The 22,323-nt window shown below is 44.1% G+C and carries 14 protein-coding genes; 7 read left to right on the top strand and 7 right to left on the bottom strand.

The features are described from left to right. Window positions 1–167: 167 nt before the first annotated feature. The 5 genes from ACFQ21_RS26875 to ACFQ21_RS26895 form a co-directional block, all read right to left on the bottom strand. Window positions 168–1,955, bottom strand: a complete 1,788-nt coding sequence (locus ACFQ21_RS26875; protein ID WP_377584961.1) for a DUF885 domain-containing protein — start codon at window positions 1,953–1,955, stop codon at window positions 168–170. Between the two features lie 136 nt (window positions 1,956–2,091). Beyond that, window positions 2,092–3,126, bottom strand: a complete 1,035-nt coding sequence (locus ACFQ21_RS26880; RefSeq protein ID WP_377584964.1) for a patatin-like phospholipase family protein — start codon at window positions 3,124–3,126, stop codon at window positions 2,092–2,094. A gap of 165 nt (window positions 3,127–3,291) precedes the next feature. After that, a complete protein-coding gene (locus tag ACFQ21_RS26885; protein WP_377584966.1) occupies window positions 3,292–5,505 on the bottom strand; it encodes a cellulase family glycosylhydrolase in 2,214 nt (737 codons plus the stop codon). A 178-nt stretch (window positions 5,506–5,683) separates the two neighbouring features. Continuing rightward, entirely contained in the window at window positions 5,684–9,817 is a 4,134-nt protein-coding gene (locus ACFQ21_RS26890; protein ID WP_377584968.1) for a two-component regulator propeller domain-containing protein, read from the bottom strand. 214 nt (window positions 9,818–10,031) lie between these two features. Beyond that, window positions 10,032–11,435 carry a Gfo/Idh/MocA family protein gene (locus ACFQ21_RS26895; RefSeq protein ID WP_377584970.1) on the bottom strand — a complete coding sequence of 468 codons (1,404 nt, stop codon included), beginning with the start codon at window positions 11,433–11,435 and terminating at the stop codon, window positions 10,032–10,034. A gap of 110 nt (window positions 11,436–11,545) precedes the next feature. Between ACFQ21_RS26895 and mreB the strand changes: the two genes are divergently transcribed. Next, window positions 11,546–12,571: a rod shape-determining protein gene (gene mreB / locus ACFQ21_RS26900; RefSeq protein ID WP_377584973.1), complete on the top strand. Its 1,026-nt coding sequence runs from the start codon at window positions 11,546–11,548 to the stop codon at window positions 12,569–12,571. Window positions 12,572–12,661: 90 nt separating this feature from the next. Here the strand turns inward: mreB and hppD are convergent, their stop codons facing one another. Beyond that, window positions 12,662–13,756 (bottom strand): 4-hydroxyphenylpyruvate dioxygenase, encoded by a 1,095-nt coding sequence (gene hppD, locus ACFQ21_RS26905; RefSeq protein WP_377584975.1) that lies wholly within the window; start codon window positions 13,754–13,756, stop codon window positions 12,662–12,664. A gap of 258 nt (window positions 13,757–14,014) precedes the next feature. Here hppD and ACFQ21_RS26910 point away from each other — a divergent pair, with 258 nt between their 5' ends. Further along, entirely contained in the window at window positions 14,015–14,374 is a 360-nt protein-coding gene (locus ACFQ21_RS26910; RefSeq protein ID WP_377584978.1) for a hypothetical protein, read from the top strand. Window positions 14,375–14,457: 83 nt separating this feature from the next. Here the strand turns inward: ACFQ21_RS26910 and trpS are convergent, their stop codons facing one another. Further along, a complete protein-coding gene (gene trpS / locus ACFQ21_RS26915; RefSeq protein ID WP_377584981.1) occupies window positions 14,458–15,429 on the bottom strand; it encodes a tryptophan--tRNA ligase in 972 nt (323 codons plus the stop codon). 69 nt (window positions 15,430–15,498) lie between these two features. Here trpS and fcl point away from each other — a divergent pair, with 69 nt between their 5' ends. The 5 genes from fcl to ACFQ21_RS26940 all read left to right on the top strand — a co-directional run bounded on the left by fcl (window position 15,499) and on the right by ACFQ21_RS26940 (window position 22,286). Then, window positions 15,499–16,446: a GDP-L-fucose synthase gene (gene fcl / locus ACFQ21_RS26920; protein WP_377584983.1), complete on the top strand. Its 948-nt coding sequence runs from the start codon at window positions 15,499–15,501 to the stop codon at window positions 16,444–16,446. Between the two features lie 73 nt (window positions 16,447–16,519). Then, window positions 16,520–17,638 carry a GDP-mannose 4,6-dehydratase gene (gene gmd, locus ACFQ21_RS26925; protein ID WP_377584985.1) on the top strand — a complete coding sequence of 373 codons (1,119 nt, stop codon included), beginning with the start codon at window positions 16,520–16,522 and terminating at the stop codon, window positions 17,636–17,638. Between the two features lie 84 nt (window positions 17,639–17,722). Beyond that, window positions 17,723–18,802 carry a DUF1573 domain-containing protein gene (locus ACFQ21_RS26930; protein ID WP_377584988.1) on the top strand — a complete coding sequence of 360 codons (1,080 nt, stop codon included), beginning with the start codon at window positions 17,723–17,725 and terminating at the stop codon, window positions 18,800–18,802. 255 nt (window positions 18,803–19,057) lie between these two features. Continuing rightward, complete coding sequence (locus ACFQ21_RS26935) at window positions 19,058–19,861, top strand: polysaccharide biosynthesis/export family protein (protein ID WP_377584991.1); 804 nt, start codon at window positions 19,058–19,060, stop codon at window positions 19,859–19,861. 4 nt (window positions 19,862–19,865) lie between these two features. Next, on the top strand, window positions 19,866–22,286 hold the full coding sequence (locus ACFQ21_RS26940; protein ID WP_377584993.1) for a polysaccharide biosynthesis tyrosine autokinase: 2,421 nt from the start codon (window positions 19,866–19,868) through the stop codon (window positions 22,284–22,286). Window positions 22,287–22,323: the final 37 nt, after the last annotated feature.

The following is a 22,323-nucleotide window of genomic DNA, read 5'->3' on the forward strand; positions in this document are numbered from 1 at the left end:
ACGACTGTCTGTTTAAATTCTTCGCTAAAAAGACGTCTGTTCGCTAATGTAATTCGCTTTGTCATAAGTTAACCTTTTGTGGTCAACCTATTTCAGGGACTGACATGTCCTGAAGCCAGTAGCTTGCAACCAGCAGCCATTGTATTTGTCCAGTGGCCAGCAGCCTTCTACGCTTTCTTTACCGACTCGATCCAGCGGTTTACTTTTTCTTCCAGAACTTTTAACGGTATACATCCGGAATCCAGTACCTGGTTGTGGAATTGAGACACACTGAATTTGTCGCCCAATTCTTTTTCTGCTTTGGTGCGCAGCTCGCGGATTTTCAATTGTCCTATTTTGTAAGACAGTGCCTGCCCCGGTATAGCCATATAGCGTTCTATCTCTGAGATGATACCTTCTTCTGTTTCAGCTTCGTGGTCAAGGGAATATTGAATTGCCTGTTCGCGTGTCCAGCCTTGTGTGTGCATACCGGCATCTACTACCAGGCGGATCGCGCGGTGCATCTCGGCACTGAGCATACCAAAGTATTGATACGGATCGGTATAGAGTCCTAATTCTTTACCAAGTGATTCGGTATACAGGGCCCATCCTTCAGCATACGAGCTATAGCCCAGTATTCTGCGGAAAGCAGGCAATGCTATATTTTCCTGTTGCAGCGATATCTGGTAATGGTGGCCCGGTATAGCTTCATGCAAAAACAGGTCTTCATCCGAAAGCGTGTTATACTTCTTTGCATCCGGTATGGGAACATAGAATACTCCCGGACGTGTACCATCCTGCGACCCCGGATTATACTCGGCACTGGCAGATGCTTCGCGGAAAGCTTCGGTACGTTTCACTTCGAATGGTGTCTTCGGAGTTTTATCAAACAGCTTGGCAAGGTTCGGCTTCATGCGGTCGTGTATAGCATTGAAGTGTGCAATCACTTCTTCCGGCTTAGTGAACGGCATCAGCTCTTTCTTGTCACGCAAGTGAACGAAGAATGCTTTCAGGTCGCCTTTGAAACCGACCTGCTCTTTTACCGCTTCCATCTCTTTGGTAATGCGGTCTACTTCACTTTTACCTAAAGCAAAAATTTCGTCAGCCGATTTATCGGTGGTCGTATAGAGCTTGATCAGGTAATTATAGTATTCCTTACCCACCGGCAATGCAGATATGCCGGACGTCTCGCGACAAGCTGGTATATATTCCTTCTTGATGAAATCATTCAGTCTCTTGTGAGCGGGTATAACTTTATTCTGGATAGCATCTTCGTATGCTTTCGTCAGTCGCGCTTTATCTTCTGCCGAGAACTCGTTCGGAAATAACTTGATCGGGTTGTAGAAGAGGTGATCTTTTACCGGACCATGATCCAGGTCTGCGAGTTGAGGAACAACTTTTTGTGCCAATACTTTCGGAATAACATAGCCTTGTGCTACACCTTTTTTCATGTTTACGATAGCCGTATCCGTCCAGGCTACATAAGCGTCCAGACGCTTCAGCCAGTCTTCATAATCTTTTACACTTTTAAAAGGTTGCAAGCTGCTGCCACTGGCAAGTTGTCCGATGAGCAAATGTGCGGACCAGAACTGATTTACCGGAGTGAGGTAGTCTTTAAATTGTAAACCTTCCAGTGCTATATCGCATTCCCATTTCAGAATGTCGTAGCTCATCTGGTCTTCTTCTGAAAGTTTACTGCGATCGGTAGCCTGAAGTGCATCGCGGTATTGCGTATAAAAATCTTTTAACCGCGTGCGATACTCCTGTGTGATGTTGTTGGGCAACTGGTCATTATACCGGTTGTCACCCATCATCGTAGCATCCATCGGGAAAAGCTTCAGCCGCTCTTCATGATACTGTTGCAACAGACTATCAAGCGAAGCTTGCTTCTCAGTAGATTGGGTTTCTTCTTTCGGAGGCGCTGAACAGGCAACAAGCATCTGTACAGCGACAATGTAGATCAAAAGTTTTTTCATATAGTTAGCATACATGGCAGCAAGGTAGCAAAAAATAGCTGCTAGCTACCAGCTGCGAGCTGCTGGTTGGAGCCCAATCTTTCAATATTTCAATCTTCTAATCTTGCAATCTTTTAATCTCCCAATCTTAAATTTTTCAATTCACCACAAGTTCTGGTGCACGGTGTGGTTCCTTATGCACGATGCTATCCAGGAATTTTTGTAACGTCTGCTTCTGATCGGTATCGAAGATCTGCTTCTGAACTTGTTCTTCCAAATACTGTCTTGTGGATTCGCGTGCATCGGTCATGTCAGAATATTCTTCATTTGCTATATTGATGTTCAGTCGCATATAGTTTCCGGTGCCGAGCATCTCACGGCTTTCATAGTCTGTGGTCTGGTTAACACCGCGCATCATAATATCCGTGATCTCCTGTATCCACTGAAGCTCACCCCAGCGTACGGCTTCCTTCTCGGTAATGGTGCCACAGTAACTTCCGGTGCCAAGCGAGAGTACACGTATATCGTTAAAGGCTATATCTGTTCCATCGCGCTTCTTGTAGAAGCCCTGGTTACCATACCGGCTTATCTCAGCAATGGATGCCATGGTTGGGTTGTTCACATATACTCCGCCATCTATACCGGTGAGGCGTGCATTCTTATAGGTGAAGGTATACGCAGGCAGATATGTTGGTGCAGCGGATGTAGCACGACAGATGTCATGTATCCTGGCGTTGGCAGTAGGATCTCCGACCGCTTCACTCGATTTGAAGAAGACAGGCTTGTTGCCGTTGAGATCGTACGTTGATACCATGATCGGCCGCAGCGATTCTTTTATCGTTTCTTCTTTCACATATTCTTTCAATACTTTCTCGATACCATCAGCATTATAGGCAGGAGAGAAAAGGTTAGTTGCCCGATGAAAGAATTTACTGATGCCGGAGCGGATCGGAAAAATTACTTTACCCTGCTTGATATAGATATTCGCGATATCATCCAAAGTATATTTAGGACCGCTCCCATTTTTCAAGGTGAGACAGGACACAATCAGTCCACCGGTAGAAGTGCCGGCCAGCATATCGAACGTATCGAGTATATTTCGTCCAGTCATTTTCTGTACTTCCTGGAGAATGCGCACGGGTACAATGCCACGGAGACCGCCTCCGTCAATGGTCAGGATGTTGTAGGTCATGGGTCTTTTGTTTAAATGGTGCAACGTAATTTAAGAACGCAAAAAAAGCCCACCGTTCTGCAGGGTTTGCAGATCGATGGGCTCCTGACGGAAGTTAACCAATTATCAGCGCATTACAAGCATTTACTGAATGTAAATTACTTCCTGCGCGGTCTCAAGAGTCCGTTACTCTTTCTTGAAAGTAGTGCTATATATTTCTTCGTTGGACTCTACGCGAAGTATATATAGTCCTGTTTTTAGTTTTTGAATGTCGATCGCAGTGGCTTTCTCGCGGGCATCCTGCGTGAGCCATACTTGTCCACTCATATCGTGAATAGTAACCCGCGCATTCGGTGAAACACCGCTCACCGTGATGGATGTCTTCGCAGGATTAGGGTATACCTGTATAGCATTATCGACAGCACGGGCAGAACTGATAATAGCAGAGGTTCCCGTTGCGTGGTTTACCAGTTTGATATAGTCATGCGTAAATTGATATCCGGTGCTGCTTGCATTTTTACCGGCTACGGTGAAGCGCACTTTTTGATCGCCCGTGTAGAAATTCACATTGGCTACAAGTACTTCTTTAAACTGGGTAGTAGCGCTGTAAAGATCGAATACCGATCCGTAAGCCGCGCCATCTTTATATACCTGGCAAGTTCCCTGGTCAGGTCCTGCACGGAAGCCGAGGTATATATCGTAATTCACAACGCCACTATGAGGAAATGTATACTCTATAAAATCACCTGTACCATCTGCATTTAAGCGAACAACGTTACTGTTACTGGCGGCAGCATCGCTTACTACTGTGTTGGTTGCACCGCTCGACCACCGACTGGTGCTTTCTGCTTCACGAGGAGCAACAGAACCTGTGGATGATGTGAACTCAATATAGTTCAGGTTGAATCCGCCACCGGCAATCTCAAGTCGCAATACCTTATTGCTGCCACCGGTAACAGCAACGTTATTTATCGTTAGTGACTCCCAGGTTTCCCAGCCACCGGTGTTGTTCGGTATAACGGTACCGAGCGTAACACCATCCAGCTTTACTGTCACACTTCTGCCGGTGCCCGAGCTGGCGCTGGCAGATCGCAATGCTATAGTATAGGAACCGTCCACAACATTGGCGATAGTATACTCGAGCCATTCGCCCCCAACGGTATACCCAACCGTATAACCACCACCTACATCACTCGTAGTTCCAATATCAACATCGCTGGTGCGATAGGTATTGCCGTTGTTGCCGTAGTCAGTGTCGTGATAGGCCACATCCTGGTTGCCGTTGTCAAAATTCTCTGCTTGTATTTTGCCGGGTATATTTTGCGTTGTAAACGGTGTTTGTGTACCAACGCCACCCGAGCCTCCCGGTTGATTATGATTTTGTTTATCGAACAACCAGTTCTGAATGAAGCGCCCCTGGTTCTCACCCGACATCAAGTTCCAGTTCCAGTCAAAGAACTGTGGCTTCCAGAAGTTATCGAAGATCCAGCTTTGCCAGCTTATCCACGGACGTGCATCTATATAGTTTCGAAACGGAGTGCCCCAGCCACCGGTCGTTCCATACGTAACGCCATCCGAATAATTCGGATCTTGATTCCAGCCAAACTCGGTCAGCATTACCGGTATGGTATTGGCCGCGTTACCAAATTTAGCATTTAGGTTGGTAGCGGTTGCAGCGCCCTGGTTCGGGTATATATGGTATACATATACCAGGTTGCTGCCAACGAGCGGATCGGTTACGGCACTGTTCACCCGTGTGCTCCACTGCGGACTACCGACAAGAATCAGATTATTCGGAGCCACAGCACGTATAGCATTGATGACGGGCTGGATATAGTTCTTCCACGATGTCCAATTATCCGGATTGATCGGTTCGTTAAAAACTTCGAAGATCACGTTGGGCGTATTGGCATACCGTGGTGCCACGTAGTTCCAGAAGTCCAATACAAATTGCTGCTTCACACCGCCTGATCCGTTCACGTCATAATTACTCACCAGGTGCAAGTCTACAATCACGTATTGATTACGTGCTATAGCCTGTTGTACATACGGATCGATGTGCGTAGCGAAACTCGTAGCCGGATCTTTTACTTTCGCTGTTGTAACGGGTAAGCGCAACACCCGCGAGTACCAGCCGCGACTTCCATCAGCTTGCCAGTCGAGCATTTCGGTCATGGGTTTGTTGTTACAGGTAGTACATTCGTTCTGATGTTCGCTTGGAAGAATCGATACACCCCGAAGCGTAACGGGATTACCCGCGGGATCTTTGATCTGATTTCCGTCCACGTGTAGCCATGGCTTTTGTGCATGCGCTAAAGAAGACAGTACAATAAGAAGGACGACAAGGAGGTAGTATTCGGGATGGAATTTTTGAAGTGCGTGTAATCGTCTGGTTTTCATAAAAATAGATTTTGGTTGTATTGAATTTGTGACGCGTGCCTTTGAGACAAGTCGAAAGGCAATGTGTTCAAGCCTGCAGCGCTTGACTAAAAGTAGGAGGGACCGTAAAAAACAGGAGAGTAAAAATCAGTATATAACAAGGAAAAACCTTCCAAAATGAAACCAGCGGCCGCAATGGTTACAACGACCCGGGTATACGCGCTTGCGGTGGACGATAAGCGGATGGTAAAACACCAAATTGTTTTTTGAACGACTTGCTGAAATAGTTAGCGTCAGCAAAACCAACCCTGCACGCAATTTCATGTACCGGGTGTTGACCCGACTCGAGTAATTGGACAGCGCGCTTCATGCGAATGTCTTTGATAAACTGATTGCCGGAAACGCCCAGTATACTTTGAAGTTTGCGGTATAGATTTGTCTGACTCATGCCAAGGTCGCGACAGAATGTTTCAACATTAAAATCCGGGTCTTCTATATTTTGCTCAACAGCCTCAACTGCTTTCTTGATAAAGATGGCATCCGGAGATGTTGTTGCCGGTGCAGTAGGATTAGCGATGAAGTCGCGATAGTATTTTTTCCGGAAGCTCTCGCGCAGCTCGATGATGTTGCTGAGTTTGGCGAGCAGTACATTGGTGCTGAACGGCTTTACAATATAGTCATCTGCATGTGCAGCTTTGAAGGCATGAAGTTGAAAGTCTTCATCGCTTCGTGCTGTAAGAAACACCACAGGTATATGACTGGTGCGTATATCTTTCTTTATCCGTGAGCACATCTCTACACCATCGAGTACTGGCATCATTACATCGCTGATGATAATATCGGGTATACTATCGCAGGCTTTTTGAAAACCAATCTCGCCATTCTCAGCTTCTTCGATGAGAAACGTAGTGTCAAAATTCAGTTTGATAAACTGGCGGATGTCGCTGTTATCTTCTACCACTAGCAGCAACGGACGCCTGCGTAATTCGGATTGGTCGGTCGGATCTGCAGGTTTAGTATCCGGTATACCATACGTTGTCTGTGTATCCAGTAGCCTGTCCGTGATATCATACGGTTTATTCGCGAATTCATCTGAGGCAAAGGCTTCTTGTCCTACGGGGAGCCATACAGAAAATTCGCAGCCCTCGCCCATGTCACTTTTCAATAGTATATCTCCGTGATGCAGTACAGCCAGTTGCCGTGCAAGTGCGAGCCCAATGCCGGTGCCTTCTTTGGTGCGATGCTCACGTTCAACGCGGAAGAACGGATCAAACACTTTCTCATGATACGCCTGCGATATACCTTCACCACTGTCTGTAATGCGGATGCAGAGAAACGATTTTGCATGACGCTTCTTCTTCAGAATAACTTCCGGAACCGGTGGTATACCTTCTTCAAAGAGCATGATGCTGACACTGATCTTCCCCTGGTCGGGAGTATATTTAAACGCATTGGACAGGATGTTCAATATGATTTTCTCCAGCTTGTCAGGATCGAAGTACTTTTCAGCCGTCGGTACCGAAGTTGAAAAGTTATAAACTATATTTCGTTTCTCGGCCGTAAATTGAAAGGCTTCCTTAATGCCTTTAACAAAACTGATGATATCGCCCTGCATAACATTCAGCTTCATGAACCCAGCGTCCAGTTCGTAGATGTGCATCAGTTGGTTGATGAGGCGAAGCAGATGCTGTCCATTACGATGAATGAGGTCAAGCATTTGCTTGTCTTTACCGTGTATATCCGTTGAAGTCGTTAGCTGGTTGAGCGGACCGAGTATAAGCGTGAGTGGTGTTCGGAACTCGTGTGAGATGTTGGCGTAGAACCGAAGTTTGATGTCATCCATTTCGAGGCGGTTGCGCACCTTCATGCGCTGTACAAGTATATAGCGCAGTACGAACAGCGAAGCCAGGAGAAGTATAGCATAGATAATCTTTGCCCACCATGTTTTCCAGAAAGGAGGGGTGATGATAATGCGAATTGAATTTCCTTGTTCATTCCAGATACCATCGTTGTTGGTTGCCTTTACGCGCAAGATATATTCTCCGGGATCGAGGTTGGTATAGGTTGCTTTTCGTTGTGACCCTACGAAATTCCAGCGTTCATCAAAACCTTCCAGTCTATAGGCATACTGATTCTTTTCCGGAGATGTATAGTTTAGAGCCGCAAACGCCAGCGAGAACACTGATTCTTTATACGATAGCGTTATCACCTGAGCTTCATCAATAGGACACGCGATAGGAGCGTGGTCCTCCCGGAAATTTACAGGCTTGTTGAACACCTGCAGTTCCGTAAAATATACCGGTGGAATAAAATTGTTATCGGCGATACTATCCGGATGAAAGTAGTCCAGACCGTTAATACCGCCAAAGTATATTGTTCCCTGTTTGTTTCGAAAGGATGATAACCGGTTGAAGGAGTTGCTTTGAAGTCCATCGGCTATCTCATAATTGCGGAAGGTCACAGCTTTTGTGTCAAGCCGCGATATACCTTTGTTCGTGCTGAGCCATAAATTGCCGTGGCGGTCTTCTTCAATGGCTTGTATAACGTTGTTGGGCAGACCGTCTTTAATAGTATAGGTGGTAAATGTACTTTTATTCCGGTCGAGTAAATTCAATCCTCCCTGTGTGCCGATCCAGAGATTGCCGCTGCGGTCTTCGTAAATTACATTGACAATATTGTTGCTGATGCTTTGCGGATTATCGCGATTGTATTGGAAGTGAATGAACTGATCTTTCTTTCGATCGTATAGGTTAAGACCTCCGCCTTCTGTGCCAACCCACATATTTCCCTGTTGGTCCTGGTATATAGAAAATACAATGGCGTGACTGAGACTTTCTTCCTTCGTGGCATCGGGTATATAGTGCTGTACCTTTTGATTCTGCTTGTCGTATATAATTAATCCTTCTCCCCAGGTTCCCATCCATATTTTACCGGTAATCGTGTCTTCGGTAATAGCTGCTACGTGCTTTATATCAACATTGAAATTAATTTTTTGAAAGCTATAGGTCTGCTTGTTGAACAGGGAAACCTTTCCGTAAAAACTCCCAAGCCAGGTATAGCCTTCACGGTCTTCATACATGCACAGCGGATAATTACTGGGAATGCTGTTTGTGTTTTGAGTTGCATGCACGAGGTGTTTGAACTCTTTGCTATGCCGTTGGTATATATTCAGCCCGCCTCCGTCTGTACCGATGTATATAATTTCGCTATCATCTTCGTAAATAGAAAGGACATTTTCGTTATTAAGACCGGTGGATGTATTGTTGTTGGTGAAGTGTCTGAATTTGTTCGCAGTACGATCGCAGAAATTTATACCACCGCTAAACGTACCGACCCAGATATTGCCTTGCTGGTCCTTGTATAGTGAGTATACCGATCCGTTGTTGAGGCCGTCCGGATTGTTCTTGTCGTGATTTATATAGTGAAATTTATTGCGGCTCTTGTTCAGAATATTAATGCTTCCGTTTTGCGTGCCGATCCACAGGTTGCCTGCATCATCTTCCGTAATCGAAAGTACATCGTTATTGCTGATGCCATGTTTTGTACCCGGTGTATAGATATAGCGGATAAACCGGTTTTGCGTTTTATCGTAGCGATTCAGTCCGCCTTCGGTCGTGCCGATCCAAAGTGTTCCCCCAGCATCGATATATAGTTTCTTTAAATAATTCGAACTTAGCGAGTATATATTGTTTTCTTCTTTCCGGTAATGGATAAACTTTTCTTCATCGATCCTGAATTTATTGAGGCCTGCATTCCAGGTAGCAATCCATAGTGAACCATCGCGGTCTTCGAGTATATCCTCAATGTCGTTTCCGCTTAGCGAAGAGGCATCTGCAGGAGTTTGGCGATAGCATGTAAAGACTTTCTCTTTTGCATCGAAGCGATTGAGTCCACCGCCACCCGTGCCAATCCAGAGTCTGCCTTTCGAATCCTGTGTGATGGCACGTACCTTGTTCGAACTGATGCTGCGTATATCCCGCGGGTTGTGCAGGTAGTTGGTAAAGTCATCAGTCGCACGGTCGTACAAACTCAGGCCACCGTCTTCCGTGCCCACCCAGAGCCTGTGCTGGTTGTCTTCGAAGATCGTCCGGATATAATTATGACTGAGACTTCGCGGGTTGACAGGGTCGTTCCGATAGACGGTAATTGTATAGCCATCGTACCGATTCAACCCATCGCGCGTGCCGAACCACATAAAGCCTTTGTGATCTTGCAGAATGCAGGTAACGTTACTTTGAGACAGCCCATCATTCCGGTTAATATGTTTAAACCGATAATCCTGACCAGACACATATACTATAGACGCAAGCTGAATGAGACAGAGTATACTCATCAGCTTGCGAAATATACCGGGGCAACACCGAAAATGAATCGTGTAAATACACCTGTCCGATACGACTGCCATTTCTTTCACTTACCTGGATCTGATTCTTATGAAGTAAATCAAATTAAGTCATGAAAGCTATATTCAATCGATTGAAAGGAGCTTACGGCATATCAGTGGTTGTAACGGGTAATGTCTTACAACGACCTTTGAGACAAATGCATCAGGTGAGTCTGGCAGCCTCCGGATCCCAATTGATGATCTTCTTTTCAAAATAGCTTTTGTTGCTCGCAAGTGCCGGGCCAGCTGCGCGCATGCCGAACAGTGCATCTTCTTTTATAGTCTTGCCTTCGCGGATGCCTGCGTAAAAATTCATGTGATGATCGTAGTTCGCGCTATATCCTTCCGGAGCTTTGAACTCGAGGTCTGACTCCACCATTGCTGGCTTTCCGGGTTTATAGGTTGCCTCATACCATTTCTTATACTCTTTCTGTTGCGTTTCGGTAAAGGTCTCGAAGGAGTCCCAACCGCCATACGTGGGCACGCTGGACAATTTGTGTCGTTCTACTTTTACTCCGCCCCAGCCGAGGGTAATCACGCCATCGGTGCCGATAAAGCGAAGTCGCTCACCGCTCTCACTTCCGTCTACAAAATTTACCCGCATCTGTAAATTGAATGCCGAATGTTGTTTCGTCTCGGGGTAGTCATATATACCCATGATTACATCGGGCACATCGCGACCATCTTTCCAATGGCGCAAACCTCCGGAAGCAAAAATCCGGTTCGGACCTTTTGAGCTGGTTACAGCATGAAGCGCAGAGAACAAGTGGACAAACAGATCGCCTGCCATACCGGTGCCGTAGTCCTGGTAATTTCGCCAGCGGAAGAAACGTACGGGTTCGTATGGCATTTTCGGAGCATCTCCTATAAAGCTGTCCCAATCCACCGTGTTGGCTTTTGCATCGGTAGGGATGGAGTATTGCCACGCGCCATTGGAACTGTGCCGGTCCATATAGGTCTCAACGACCACGAGATCGCCAATGATTTTGGATTCAAAGAGCTCCTGTGCTTTCTGCGTTACGATGGAACTCACGCGCTGGCTCCCGACCTGTAATACTTTGCCGGTTTTCTTTTGCGTGGCAATAACTTCTGCGCCTTCCTCAAGTTTGTGTACCATCGGCTTCTCGCAGTATACATGTTTGCCTTTGTTCATCGCTTCTATGGATATGCGGTCATGCCAGTGATCGGACGTAGCTACGATGACAGCATCTATATCTTTTCGATCGAGTATCTCTTTATAATTTTTTGTTACAAAAATGTCATTACCATACACCTCCTTCGCGCGGTCCAGTCGGCCGGTATATAGGTCGCAAACACCAACCAGTTTTACACCGGGTATCTGTACACTTGTCTCTGCATTACTAAAGCCCATAATGCCCATGCCTATAACAGCGATATTTACCTGATCGTTGGCGGTATATTTCTTATCAGGAGCTTTCTGTTGCTGCAACGCTACAACTTTTGTGTTGGAAGCCTGAAGTAAAGAAGGTGCTGCTCCCGTAATGATAGCAGTACCAAAAGCTTTCTTCAGAAAGCTTCTTCGTGATTTTCTTGATTCATTATACATAAGGTACTTCTGGTTGATTAGACTTATGGAAGTTACGATATTTGAGAGCTTTCAAAAAGCATGGTAGATTTTAGGGGAATAGTGATTACGAGCGGAAAAATTTATTTGTGATGATGAACTTCAACTTTTTCAGAAACCGTAGCCTGGCCATTGATCTGGGTAATAACAATACATTGGTGCGTGACAAGAATAACCTGTTGGTATCGCAGCCATCATACATTGTATTTAATGTTGAGAATAACACCGTGAAAGCTGTAGGCGAGAAAGCCTATAGCATGTTTGAAAAACACCACGATGAACTGAAGCCGGTGAAACCGTTGAAGGGTGGTGTGATTGCTGATTACGATTCGGCAAGCCGTATGATTCATGAGCTGGTTCGCCAGGTGAATGGTAAATCATTCATGAGCGGATACGAATATATCATCTCCGGTATTCCGTTCTCTACTACCGAAGTTGAGCGCAGAGCGCTTCGCGATGCGTTAGGACAGTTCAATGCAAAGTATACTTATTTAATGTATGAACCACTGGCGGCAGCCATGGGTATGGGACTCGACATACAGGAGCCGAATGGTAAAATGGTGATCGATATAGGAGGGGGCATTACTGAGATCGTGATCATTTCACTTTCCGGTGTTGCTGCATTTCAATCCGTGAAGATTGCCGGTGATACATTTGATCAGGAGATACAGGACCACTTCCGCAGAAACTATAACATGGCGATTGGCCTGAAGACTGCCGAGCAGGTGAAGATAAAAGTAGGAGCAGTAGTGGATTCGTTGGTTGAAAAGCCCGAGCCGATGATCGTTCGCGGTAAAGACCTGATGGAAGGTATACCGGTAACGCGCAAGATCGATCACTCGGAAGTTGCTCATATATTAGACAAGTCGATTGGAGCTATTGAACATGCCGTGATCCAGACACTCGAAACATGTCCTCCGGAATTAGCGGCTGATATTTACCAGAACGGAATTCACATCACTGGTGGAAATGCGTACCTGCGCGGTTTGCGTCAGCGCTTTGAAGACAGAATCAAATTGCCGGTTCACATTGATGACGAAGCTCTCCACTCTGTAAGTAAAGGTGCTGCAAAAGCGTTACAGGATCCAAAGAAATACAGAAGCGTGTTGATGGAGTAATATTCAGGCATACCGCTCTAAAATTATAAGCCGAAAGTAATAGGAGTAACTCCTATACTTTCGGCTTTCTTAATTTATACTTTACTGGTGTTACAGATTGCCGCGAAGAGCTTGTTCGCGTTCGATCGACTCAAACAGAGCTTTGAAGTTTCCTTTGCCGAATGACTTTGCTCCGTTGCGTTCAATGATCTCGAAGAAAAGAGTAGGGCGGTCTTGAACAGGTTTCGTGAAAATCTGCAGCAGGTAGCCTTCTTCATCGCGATCAATCAGGATGTTCTGCTTTTTCAGTTCCTTGATATCTTCATTGATGGTGCCGACACGGTCGAGTACATCTTCATAGTAATTATCAGGCACGTATAAGAATTCAACACCGCGTTTTCTCAACTCGCTTACCGTATATACAATGTCATCAGTCGCGATCGCGATGTGTTGCACACCGGGGCCATAGTAGAAGTCAAGATACTCTTCGATCTGTGATTTCTTCTTGCCTTCAGCCGGCTCGTTGATCGGGAATTTAATATACCCGTTTCCATTCGATACAACTTTGGACATCAGGGCGCTATATTCCGTGGAGATGTCGCTGTCATCAAACGTAACGAGCAGACTGAAGCCCATTACTTTTTCATAGAAGCTTACCCACTCGTTCATCTTGCCGAGTTCAACATTACCAACACAGTGGTCTACATATTTTAATCCGATGGGTGATGGCGTTAGTGTACTCTTGCGTGCCTTGTACCCCGGAAGGAATGGTCCTTTATAATTCTTACGCTCTACAAACGTATGGATGGTCTCACCGTATGTTTTGATGGATGCTACCACGGCTTCACCATGCTCATCTTTCAAAACCGTTGGCTCTTGCACAGCAACGCCACTGCGGGAGGTTGTCTCATAAAATGATTTACGGGCATCATCCACCCATAATGCCAACACCTTTACACCATCGCCATGCTTGCATACATGTTGAGCGATGGGAGTGTCTTTTTGCAAAGCAGTTGTCAATACAAATCTGATCTTGTTTTGCTGCAGTACATACGAAGCGCGATCGCGCACGCCTGTTTCCGGACCAGCATACGCTACGAGTTCGAACCCGAGACAATGCTGATAATATAGAGCAGACTGCTTGGCATTGCCAACATAAAATTCAATATGGTCGGTGCCATTGATGGGCAAAAAGTCCTGATTCATAAAATGAGATTTAAGAGTTAAACCGTCTGATTCATTTACTTCGCCTGTGAAATTACAGCATCTCGCAAGAGGATGGAAGCATTACAAAGGACATTCGGCAAAATGATAAATGAGCGATTTTTATTGGCTGGACTTATTGAAAATTGTATTACGTGCAAAATAATATAGGGAAGAAAATGCGGTTGAGTTTGCCGGTGAGTGCATCAAACTATTTCCAAATTCAATGATTTCTTTAATCTTTGGGGTAAAATAAGAAACATGGATATTCAGGCATTTGATAAGGCGCTCCAGGAAATTGTAAAAAAGAGAACCGATCTGGAGAAAATTGATTATAACAACCCGAAGTATGATGATCTGGAGGAGCAACTGCACGATCTGGAAGATGCTTTCTCTGTGAAGTATGGCGAATACCTCGAAGATGTATTACAAGATGTGCACGATGAGTTATGTCCTGATAACGATGTACTGTTCCCAACAGCCTATATTAAAGGTGTTCCTGTAGAAATTGACAAGTACGCAGGCAAAGAAACCATATTAACGCTCGAAGCAAATCCACCACGCATCACCCTGAGCATCGGGAAAGAAAAGAAGAAAGAAGTGGTTTGGACAGCAAAATAGTGCTGGTGTGTTGATGTGTTCAGGTGTTGACGTTTAAATGCAGTGTACTTCAACACATCAACACCTGAACACATCAACACATTTCATCGAAATCCCAACGTCTTCCTAACTCTTTCCAAAACCTCGAGCGCGATGGTGCGGGCCTTGGCTTCGCCTTGTTCGAGTTTTTTGTCGAGCTCGGCAGGGTTGCTCATATAGAAATTGAAGGCTTCGCGTTCTTTGCTGAACTTCTGGATGATCAATTCGTATAGCGCTTGCTTGGCGTGGCCGTAACCAAAATTACCCGCGAGGTATTTATCACGAAGTTGTTTTTGTTGATCTTCGGTGGCAAGCAGACTATAGATCTTATAGGTGTTGTCTGTATCCGGATTCTTCGGAGCTTCCAGTGGTGTACTGTCGCTCACGATCGATTTAACCTGTTTTAGTAATTCCTTCTCGGGCAAGAATATGTCGACAATATTTCCGTACGACTTACTCATTTTTTGACCGTTCGTGCCCGGTATAGTCATTACCTGTTCTTCAATTTTCGCTTCCGGAATTACAAAAGTTTCTCCATACTGATTGTTGAATGCTGTAGCGATATCACGCGCCATCTCTACATGCTGGCGTTGATCTTTCCCTACCGGAACAAACTGTGCATCATACAATATTATATCAGCCGTCATCAACACCGGATAGGTGAAGAGTCCTGCATTAACATCCGCTAATCTTTCAGACTTGTCTTTAAAAGAGTGTGCGTTGGCAAGCATCGGAAAAGGCGTGAAGCAGTTCAGGTACCACGTGAGTTCACACACTTCCGGAATGCGTGATTGCCGGTAGAGATAATTCTTTTCAATATCGAAGCCGAAGGCAAGCCATGCGGCAGCTACAGCACGGACGTTGTTGACACGGGTTTCTGCGTCTTTAATAGTAGTAAGTGAGTGAAGATCAGCAATGAAAAAGAAAGATTCATTACCCGATTTCTTTGAAAGTTCTATTGCCGGAATAATAGCACCCAACAAATTGCCCAGGTGCGGACGACCACTACTTTGTATGCCTGTTAAAATTCTTGCCATAATGGTTGCAAAGAAAATAAAATAAAGCAGAACTGAATTAGTTTTAAATTTGAACCGGAAAACGGATTTATGATAAAATCATCCAAAGTTTATGTAGCGGGTCATCGGGGAATGGTTGGTTCAGCTATTGTGCGTTGTCTGGAGAGAAATGGTTATTCCAACCTCGTGTTTGCCACCAGTAAGGAACTCGATCTACGTCAACCAGACCAGGTAAATAGTTTTTTTGAGCGTGAACGCCCTGAGTATGTCTTTCTGGCCGCTGCAAAAGTAGGAGGGATCCTTGCCAATAACATCTATCCCGTTGAATTTCTGTATGATAATCTCATGATTCAGAACAATGTTATTCATGCAGCCTATCAATATGGCGTGAAGAAACTGTTGTTTTTAGGATCATCCTGTATATATCCAAAGTTTGCTGAGCAGCCTATTCATGAGGAGAGTCTCCTTACAGGTTCGCTCGAACCTACCAACGAAGCCTATGCTATCGCAAAGATTGCCGGTATCAAATTGTGCCAGGCATACTATAGACAATACGGTGCACACTTCATTTCAGCAATGCCTACCAATATGTATGGCTATGGCGACAATTATCATCCACAAAACTCACACGTACTGCCGGCACTTTTAAGGCGTTTTCATGAAGCGAAAAATGAAAATAAATCTGAAGTAGTGATCTGGGGATCGGGTAGACCGCTTCGTGAGTTCATGTTCTCAGATGATCTGGCCGATGCCTGTTATTACCTGATGTTAAACTATGAAGACCCCGAGCTTATCAATGTAGGAACAGGTGAAGAGGTGTCTATACTTCAACTGGCTAGTCTCATTGGTGAAGTGATTGGCTATAAAGGTAAAATTGCCTTTGATACTTCGAAACCGGATGGAACGCCACGCAAGTTGATGGACAGTTCAAAGCTGCATGCTCTTGGCTTCAGACATAAGACTTCGCTGCGTGAAGGCATCGAGAAAACATATCAGGAATTTTTGACGAAACAGTTTGAGTATAGTCAAACTATATAAGTAAGTATACATTTAAAACAAAAATAATGTCGTGCCCTGAGGCATGACTAAAAAACATTATCAATTTATTTAAATGAAAAAAGCGTTTATTACCGGTATCACAGGTCAGGATGGAGCTTACCTCGCAGAGTATTTACTAGAGAAGGGGTATGAAGTGCATGGCTTAAAGAGAAGGTCTTCTCTCTTTAATACAGATCGCATTGATCACATCTATCAGGATCCGCACGATAAGGGAGCGCGGATGAAATTGCACTTTGGCGATCTCACCGATTCAACGAATCTGATCCGTCTTATTCAGGAAATACAACCGGATGAGATTTACAACCTGGGTGCGATGAGTCACGTTCGCGTGAGCTTTGATATGCCGGAATACGTTGCCAACACAGACGCTATCGGAACACTGCGGATTTTGGAAGCAGTACGCTTGCTGGGCCTTGGTCAGAAGACCCGTATATACCAGGCATCAACATCAGAACTTTATGGCAAAGTACAGGAGACCCCACAAACGGAGCGTACTCCATTTTACCCTCGCTCACCGTATGCGGTAGCTAAGCTTTACGGATATTGGATCACGGTTAATTATCGTGAGGCCTATAACATGTACGCTTGTAATGGTATACTTTTTAATCATGAGTCACCATTGCGTGGAGAAACTTTTGTATCGAGAAAAATAACGCGCGGTGTGGCACGCATCATGCTGGGCTTACAACAGAAACTATATATGGGTAACCTGGAAGCTAAACGCGATTGGGGACATGCCCGTGATTATATTGAAGCAATGCACCTGATACTTCAACAGCCTGTAGCGGAAGACTATGTTATTGCTACAGGAGCAACAACATCGGTGCGTGACTTCCTCGTAAGAGCTTTCGATCACGTTGGTGTTACCCTTGCATTTAAAGGTAATGGTGTTAATGAAGTCGGTATTGTTGAGCAGGTGAGAAACGTATCAGACGATTTTGTGTTGAAGCCCGGTGCAGAAGTAATTGCTATTGATGAGCGTTATTTCAGACCAACTGAAGTTGATTTACTTCATGGCGATCCTTCAAAGGCGAAAAAGATTCTGGGATGGGAACCCAAGCATGATGTCAATTCGTTGCTGAAGGAAATGGTAGATGCCGATGTTACCTTGATGCGCAAGGAAAGTCACTTGAGACAAGGCGGATTCAAGGTGTTGAACTACCACGAGTAACGATACGTTATTTCAGGGGAATATAGTTTGATTGTGAAATATACACTTGTCCATACAGGAGGCAGTAGGTAAATACAGTACAATATGAAAATTAGGTTGTTTATTTTAGTTCTGATTACGATGATCAGTGCTCATGCCTGGTCACAACAATCGAAGCCTCTTCAGTTCAAGGAGGAGATTTTTGATTTTGGTAATGTAGCAGAAGAAGGTGGCCCGGTAACGCACGAGTTTGTTTTTACCAATGGAAGTAACCGCCCGGTAAAGATATTAACGGTACAGGCATCGTGTGGTTGTACCACACCCGGATGGTCGAAAGAATCTGTAGGTCCGGGAAAGACCGGCTATATACAGGCCAGCTTTAATCCGAAAGGACGTCCTGGGTTCTTCACAAAGTCACTCACCGTTACAACCGACCTCGAGGCAACTCCGATTGTGCTTCAGATTAAAGGTCAAGTATATTCCGGAGGATCGGTTGATGCTTCAGATTTTCATATAGCCAATGGAAACTGGAAGCTGAAGGCAGGATCGTTCAACCTCGGCAAAGTATATCGCAAAGACGAATTTACTTCCCGTGACTTTCAGATTTTGAATGGCGGTAGTAAAGCCATTACATTCACCGGTAAAGTTGTTGGTCCGAACTATATAAAAGTTGATGTTACTCCGAAAACATTAGCGCCCGGTGCAAAGGGCAATGTGAAGATCAGCTACAACGGTAAACTGAAGAATGCGTATGGATTTCAATCAGACAACATCGAGATACAGACGGATGATGAACTGAATCCGGTTAAGTCTTTCTCGGTATATGCGACACTCGAAGATTACTTTGATCCGTTGAAACCTGAGGATCTCGCGAAAGCGCCTCAGCTCAGATTAGGCATGACTTCGCTTGACTTCGGCACGGTGTCATCAAATGGAGCCACGCGTGAGATAACTGTGTCTAATACCGGGAAGAAAGAACTTAACATCCGTTCGCTTCAAGGTAACTGTACATGCGTAACAGCATTAGCAACCAAGCCGACACTCAAGCCCGGAGAGAGCAGTACGATCAAGCTAAATTTCAAGCCTCAAGATCGTAAAGGCACGCAGCAAAAAGCAGTTACTATTTATTCCAATGATCCACGAAATCCGGTCCAGAGAATTACCTTCTCAGCCTACGTGGATTGATTAAGGTAACGTTTCCAATACTTTAAGTTTCTTAAAAGAGAGTTCATGGATATAGAAGTGTCCTTGAACTCTCTTTAATTTTACCGCAATCATTTTCTTACTCACGTTCAGCAGAGCTTCAGCTATGTATGTTCCTGCTTAAAGATAAAGAGAAGGGATGCACGGACAGATTGTTGCTGCAATGGACGAATTGAAATTGAAATTGGGTTTAATAACTGTATATTTACCCCCCTTAAAGAAGGCAAAAACAAAGAAATGACCCGAATTTGGCTGATTTTAGGCGTATTGGTTCTGTTATTAGGCGCCTGTGTTCCCAATAGAAAAATAGTTTACCTACAAAAGGACGATCTGAAGCACCGGGACGAAATTCCGAAGGATACTATATTACGTTCGCATACGCTGAAGATTAGAGAGTATCGTATTCAGCCACTCGATATATTAAGCATCAACTTTGAGACACTAAGTAAAGAGAATGACGCTTTTGATTTCTTGTCAAAGTTAAATGTCAATGCAGGAAGTAGTGGTGGCGGTAGTGGTAGCTCCGGAGCGATGATGAATGGTATTTTGGTAGATACAAAGGGAGAAATAGATTATCCTGTACTGGGAAGAGTAAAGGTAGGAGGGTTGACACTTTTTCAAGCTAAGGATTCAATTCAAAAAAAAGCTTCTCAGTTTTTGCCGGATGTTGTTGTAAGAGTAAGGATGCTCAATTTCAGATATACCGTACTGGGCGAAGTGAATAGTGAGCAGACGGTGTTGTCTACAAATACGAGGCTTACCATGATGGAAGCTATAGGTCTGGCCGGAGGTTTGTCTGAGCTGGCAGACAGAAGTCATGTAAAGGTACTTCGGCAAAGTGGAGATAGTACAAAGGTTTTTTATGTCAATCTCTTGAAGGAAGAATACGTGGAGTCTCCCTACTATTTTGTTCAGCAAAACGATGTTATTATAGTGCCTCCGTTAAGACAACGTCCTTTCAGAAGATACTTTACAAATAACCTGGGTATAATAACTACCACGATTTCGTTCATAGTGCTAATAGTAACTTTATCCCGATAAGACTTTGAATACCCAGGCTCCTATACCAGATATTACTGAAGCCCCTGCAACCTCTTCCAAAGGGATTCAAATCAATTTTAAACGGGTAGCCGATCGTGCTATACGCTATTGGTATATCATATTGCTTTCCCTTATTGTAAGTATTAGTGTTGCTTACCTGATGAACCGCTATAGCACTCGTATATATCCGGTTAAAGCATCTATCATTATTCGGGAAAGCGAGGAAAATGTTGGTGCAAAGTTTTTATATAACAACGAGCTGCTTTCTGAATACCGAAATTTCTACAATGAGATTTACATCATGAAATCATATCCGCTGCTTCAAGAAGTAGTGGAAGAACTTGGTTTTGATGTATCCTATTTCAGAGAAGGAGATATAAAGACGACTGAGTATTACGAGCCTAACTTTCCGGTATCTATTAAAGTTGTTCTAAACGAAGGCAAGCGGCCCTATGGCAGATCATTTTATTTTAAAGTCGTAGATCAGAATACCTATTCATTACAGTATAAAGTCGATGATGACCAGCCAGGCAAAGAATTCTCATCGCTGCATTTTAATGATACGGTTAAAATAAATGGCTACCGGCTATGCGTGAATAGAAAAGCTGATGTATCGGAATTGTTCAACAAGACGCTGGTTGTAAGATTCAATGATCCGCTATCATTGGCTAAATCGTATTCAAGCAGGTTAAAAATAGGGTGGGCTATGACGGGATCGTCTGTTGTAGACCTTGAGATCAATGGATCAGTTATACAAAAAGAAGTAGATTTTCTTAGCAAGTTTATAGAACGCTACCAGGACTATGATGTTGAGAAGAAGAATAAAATGGTGGCACGTGCGATACAGTTCCTCGATAATCAACTTGGAGTTATCGGAGATTCTCTTGAACACTATGAGGACCAGGTTGAAGACTTCAAGCGCAGGAACGTTATCACGGAGCTTGCTGAAGAAACAAACAGGCTATACCTGAAACTTCAGGACTATGAAAATCAAAAATTCCAATACAGGTTATTAGATAATTACTTTACCTATATATCGCAGTTACTGGAGGAGAATCAGTACGAAGGTATCTTTACCCCTCAAAGTGTCGGCATTACAGATGAAATAATAACCAAGCTTATAACATCGCTTATTGAAGAGCAAGGACAGGTTAATTTATATAAAACCAATTCAACAAAGGGAGTTTTGCGGCTGGAAGACAATCCGAATTACCAGGAAAAACTTAAAAGAATTCAGTTCTTAAAAACCGATATATTAAAGACGATCGAAAATAGCCGGAGTACTCAAAAGATAAATATCAAATTCATAAACGATCAGATAAAGATAGTAGAGGATCAGCTTGCCAAGTTACCAAGTACTGAGCGTGAATTGGTTGGTATACAGCGTAATTATTCACTCCGTGAAAACCTGTATATATTTCTCTTGCAGAAAAGAACAGAAGCTGGTCTGTCGATGGCATCTACAACGTCCGATATTGTTGTGGTAAACCCTCCAATGGCGGGTGGCGCTATATCTCCTAAAACCATGCAAAACCTGATGACAGGACTTGGTATAGGTTTACTGGTGCCGCTATCAATATTTATTTTGCTGGAAGTTCTTAACAATAGAATCCAGTCGAAGGACGATATTGAAAATATGACGTCCGCACCAGTAATTGGTGCAGTGGGGCATAACCCGGCATCTGATGCATTGATTGTCTATAACAAGCCACGTTCTGCCATGGCTGAATCTTTCAGGTCACTCAGGTCTAACCTCAATTACTTTACAGGAAATCAAGACCATCAAATTTTCATGGTAACGTCTTCCATTCCTGGAGAAGGTAAATCCTTTACTACTCTTAATCTGGCAACCGTATATGCTTTGGCAGGTAAGCGAACCGTAATCGTTGGGGCGGATCTTCGAAAGCCTAAATTGTACGATGAGTTAGGTTTGAATAATACGATCGGATTGAGTCAATATTTGTCAGGGATGGCAAACAAAGAAGAAATCGTTCAGGCTTCTTCAATTGATAGCTTGTACCTGATAGCCAGTGGCCCGATGCCTCCCAATCCAAGCGAATTGCTTCTTCGTCCGGCAATGGAAGAACTGATAAACCATTTACGGGGTAAGTTTGATTATGTTATTATAGACACTCCTCCGTTGAGTCTGGTGACAGATGCATTTGTTTTATCAAAGTATGTTAATCATACACTCTTTGTTATCCGTCAGGATTATACACCGAAGGAAGCGTTACGATCGTTTGATGAGTTTTACAGATCAGGCAGATTGCTTCGTGTAAGTGTACTGTTCAACGATCTTCGAAAATCAGGACTCGGTTATGGTTATGGTGGCTATAGCTATGGATATGGTTACGGTTACCAGTATGGAGGATATTACTACGGCCGCAAGAAAAAGAAGAATGGTAATGATTATTATCAGGAATAGCTATTGCTGTTTTTGATTATATGAAATAACTTTTATT

The sequence above is a fragment of the Ohtaekwangia kribbensis genome (assembly GCF_042676245.1).
Taxonomy (GTDB): domain Bacteria; phylum Bacteroidota; class Bacteroidia; order Cytophagales; family Cyclobacteriaceae; genus Ohtaekwangia; species Ohtaekwangia kribbensis.

Bases quoted from the DNA above. Each gene is read 5' to 3' on its own strand.
- gmd (WP_377584985.1), top strand. From the start codon at position 16,520: ATGAAAAAAGCGTTTATTACCGGTATCACAGGTCAGGATGGAGCTTAC.
- mreB (WP_377584973.1), top strand. From the start codon at position 11,546: ATGATGAACTTCAACTTTTTCAGAAACCGTAGCCTGGCCATTGATCTG.
- ACFQ21_RS26935 (WP_377584991.1), top strand. From the start codon at position 19,058: ATGACCCGAATTTGGCTGATTTTAGGCGTATTGGTTCTGTTATTAGGC.
- trpS (WP_377584981.1), bottom strand. From the start codon at position 15,429: ATGGCAAGAATTTTAACAGGCATACAAAGTAGTGGTCGTCCGCACCTG.
- ACFQ21_RS26895 (WP_377584970.1), bottom strand. From the start codon at position 11,435: ATGTATAATGAATCAAGAAAATCACGAAGAAGCTTTCTGAAGAAAGCT.
- fcl (WP_377584983.1), top strand. From the start codon at position 15,499: ATGATAAAATCATCCAAAGTTTATGTAGCGGGTCATCGGGGAATGGTT.
- hppD (WP_377584975.1), bottom strand. From the start codon at position 13,756: ATGAATCAGGACTTTTTGCCCATCAATGGCACCGACCATATTGAATTT.
- ACFQ21_RS26910 (WP_377584978.1), top strand. From the start codon at position 14,015: ATGGATATTCAGGCATTTGATAAGGCGCTCCAGGAAATTGTAAAAAAG.
- ACFQ21_RS26885 (WP_377584966.1), bottom strand. From the start codon at position 5,505: ATGAAAACCAGACGATTACACGCACTTCAAAAATTCCATCCCGAATAC.
- ACFQ21_RS26875 (WP_377584961.1), bottom strand. From the start codon at position 1,955: ATGAAAAAACTTTTGATCTACATTGTCGCTGTACAGATGCTTGTTGCC.
- ACFQ21_RS26930 (WP_377584988.1), top strand. From the start codon at position 17,723: ATGAAAATTAGGTTGTTTATTTTAGTTCTGATTACGATGATCAGTGCT.
- ACFQ21_RS26890 (WP_377584968.1), bottom strand. From the start codon at position 9,817: ATGAGTATACTCTGTCTCATTCAGCTTGCGTCTATAGTATATGTGTCT.
- ACFQ21_RS26880 (WP_377584964.1), bottom strand. From the start codon at position 3,126: ATGACCTACAACATCCTGACCATTGACGGAGGCGGTCTCCGTGGCATT.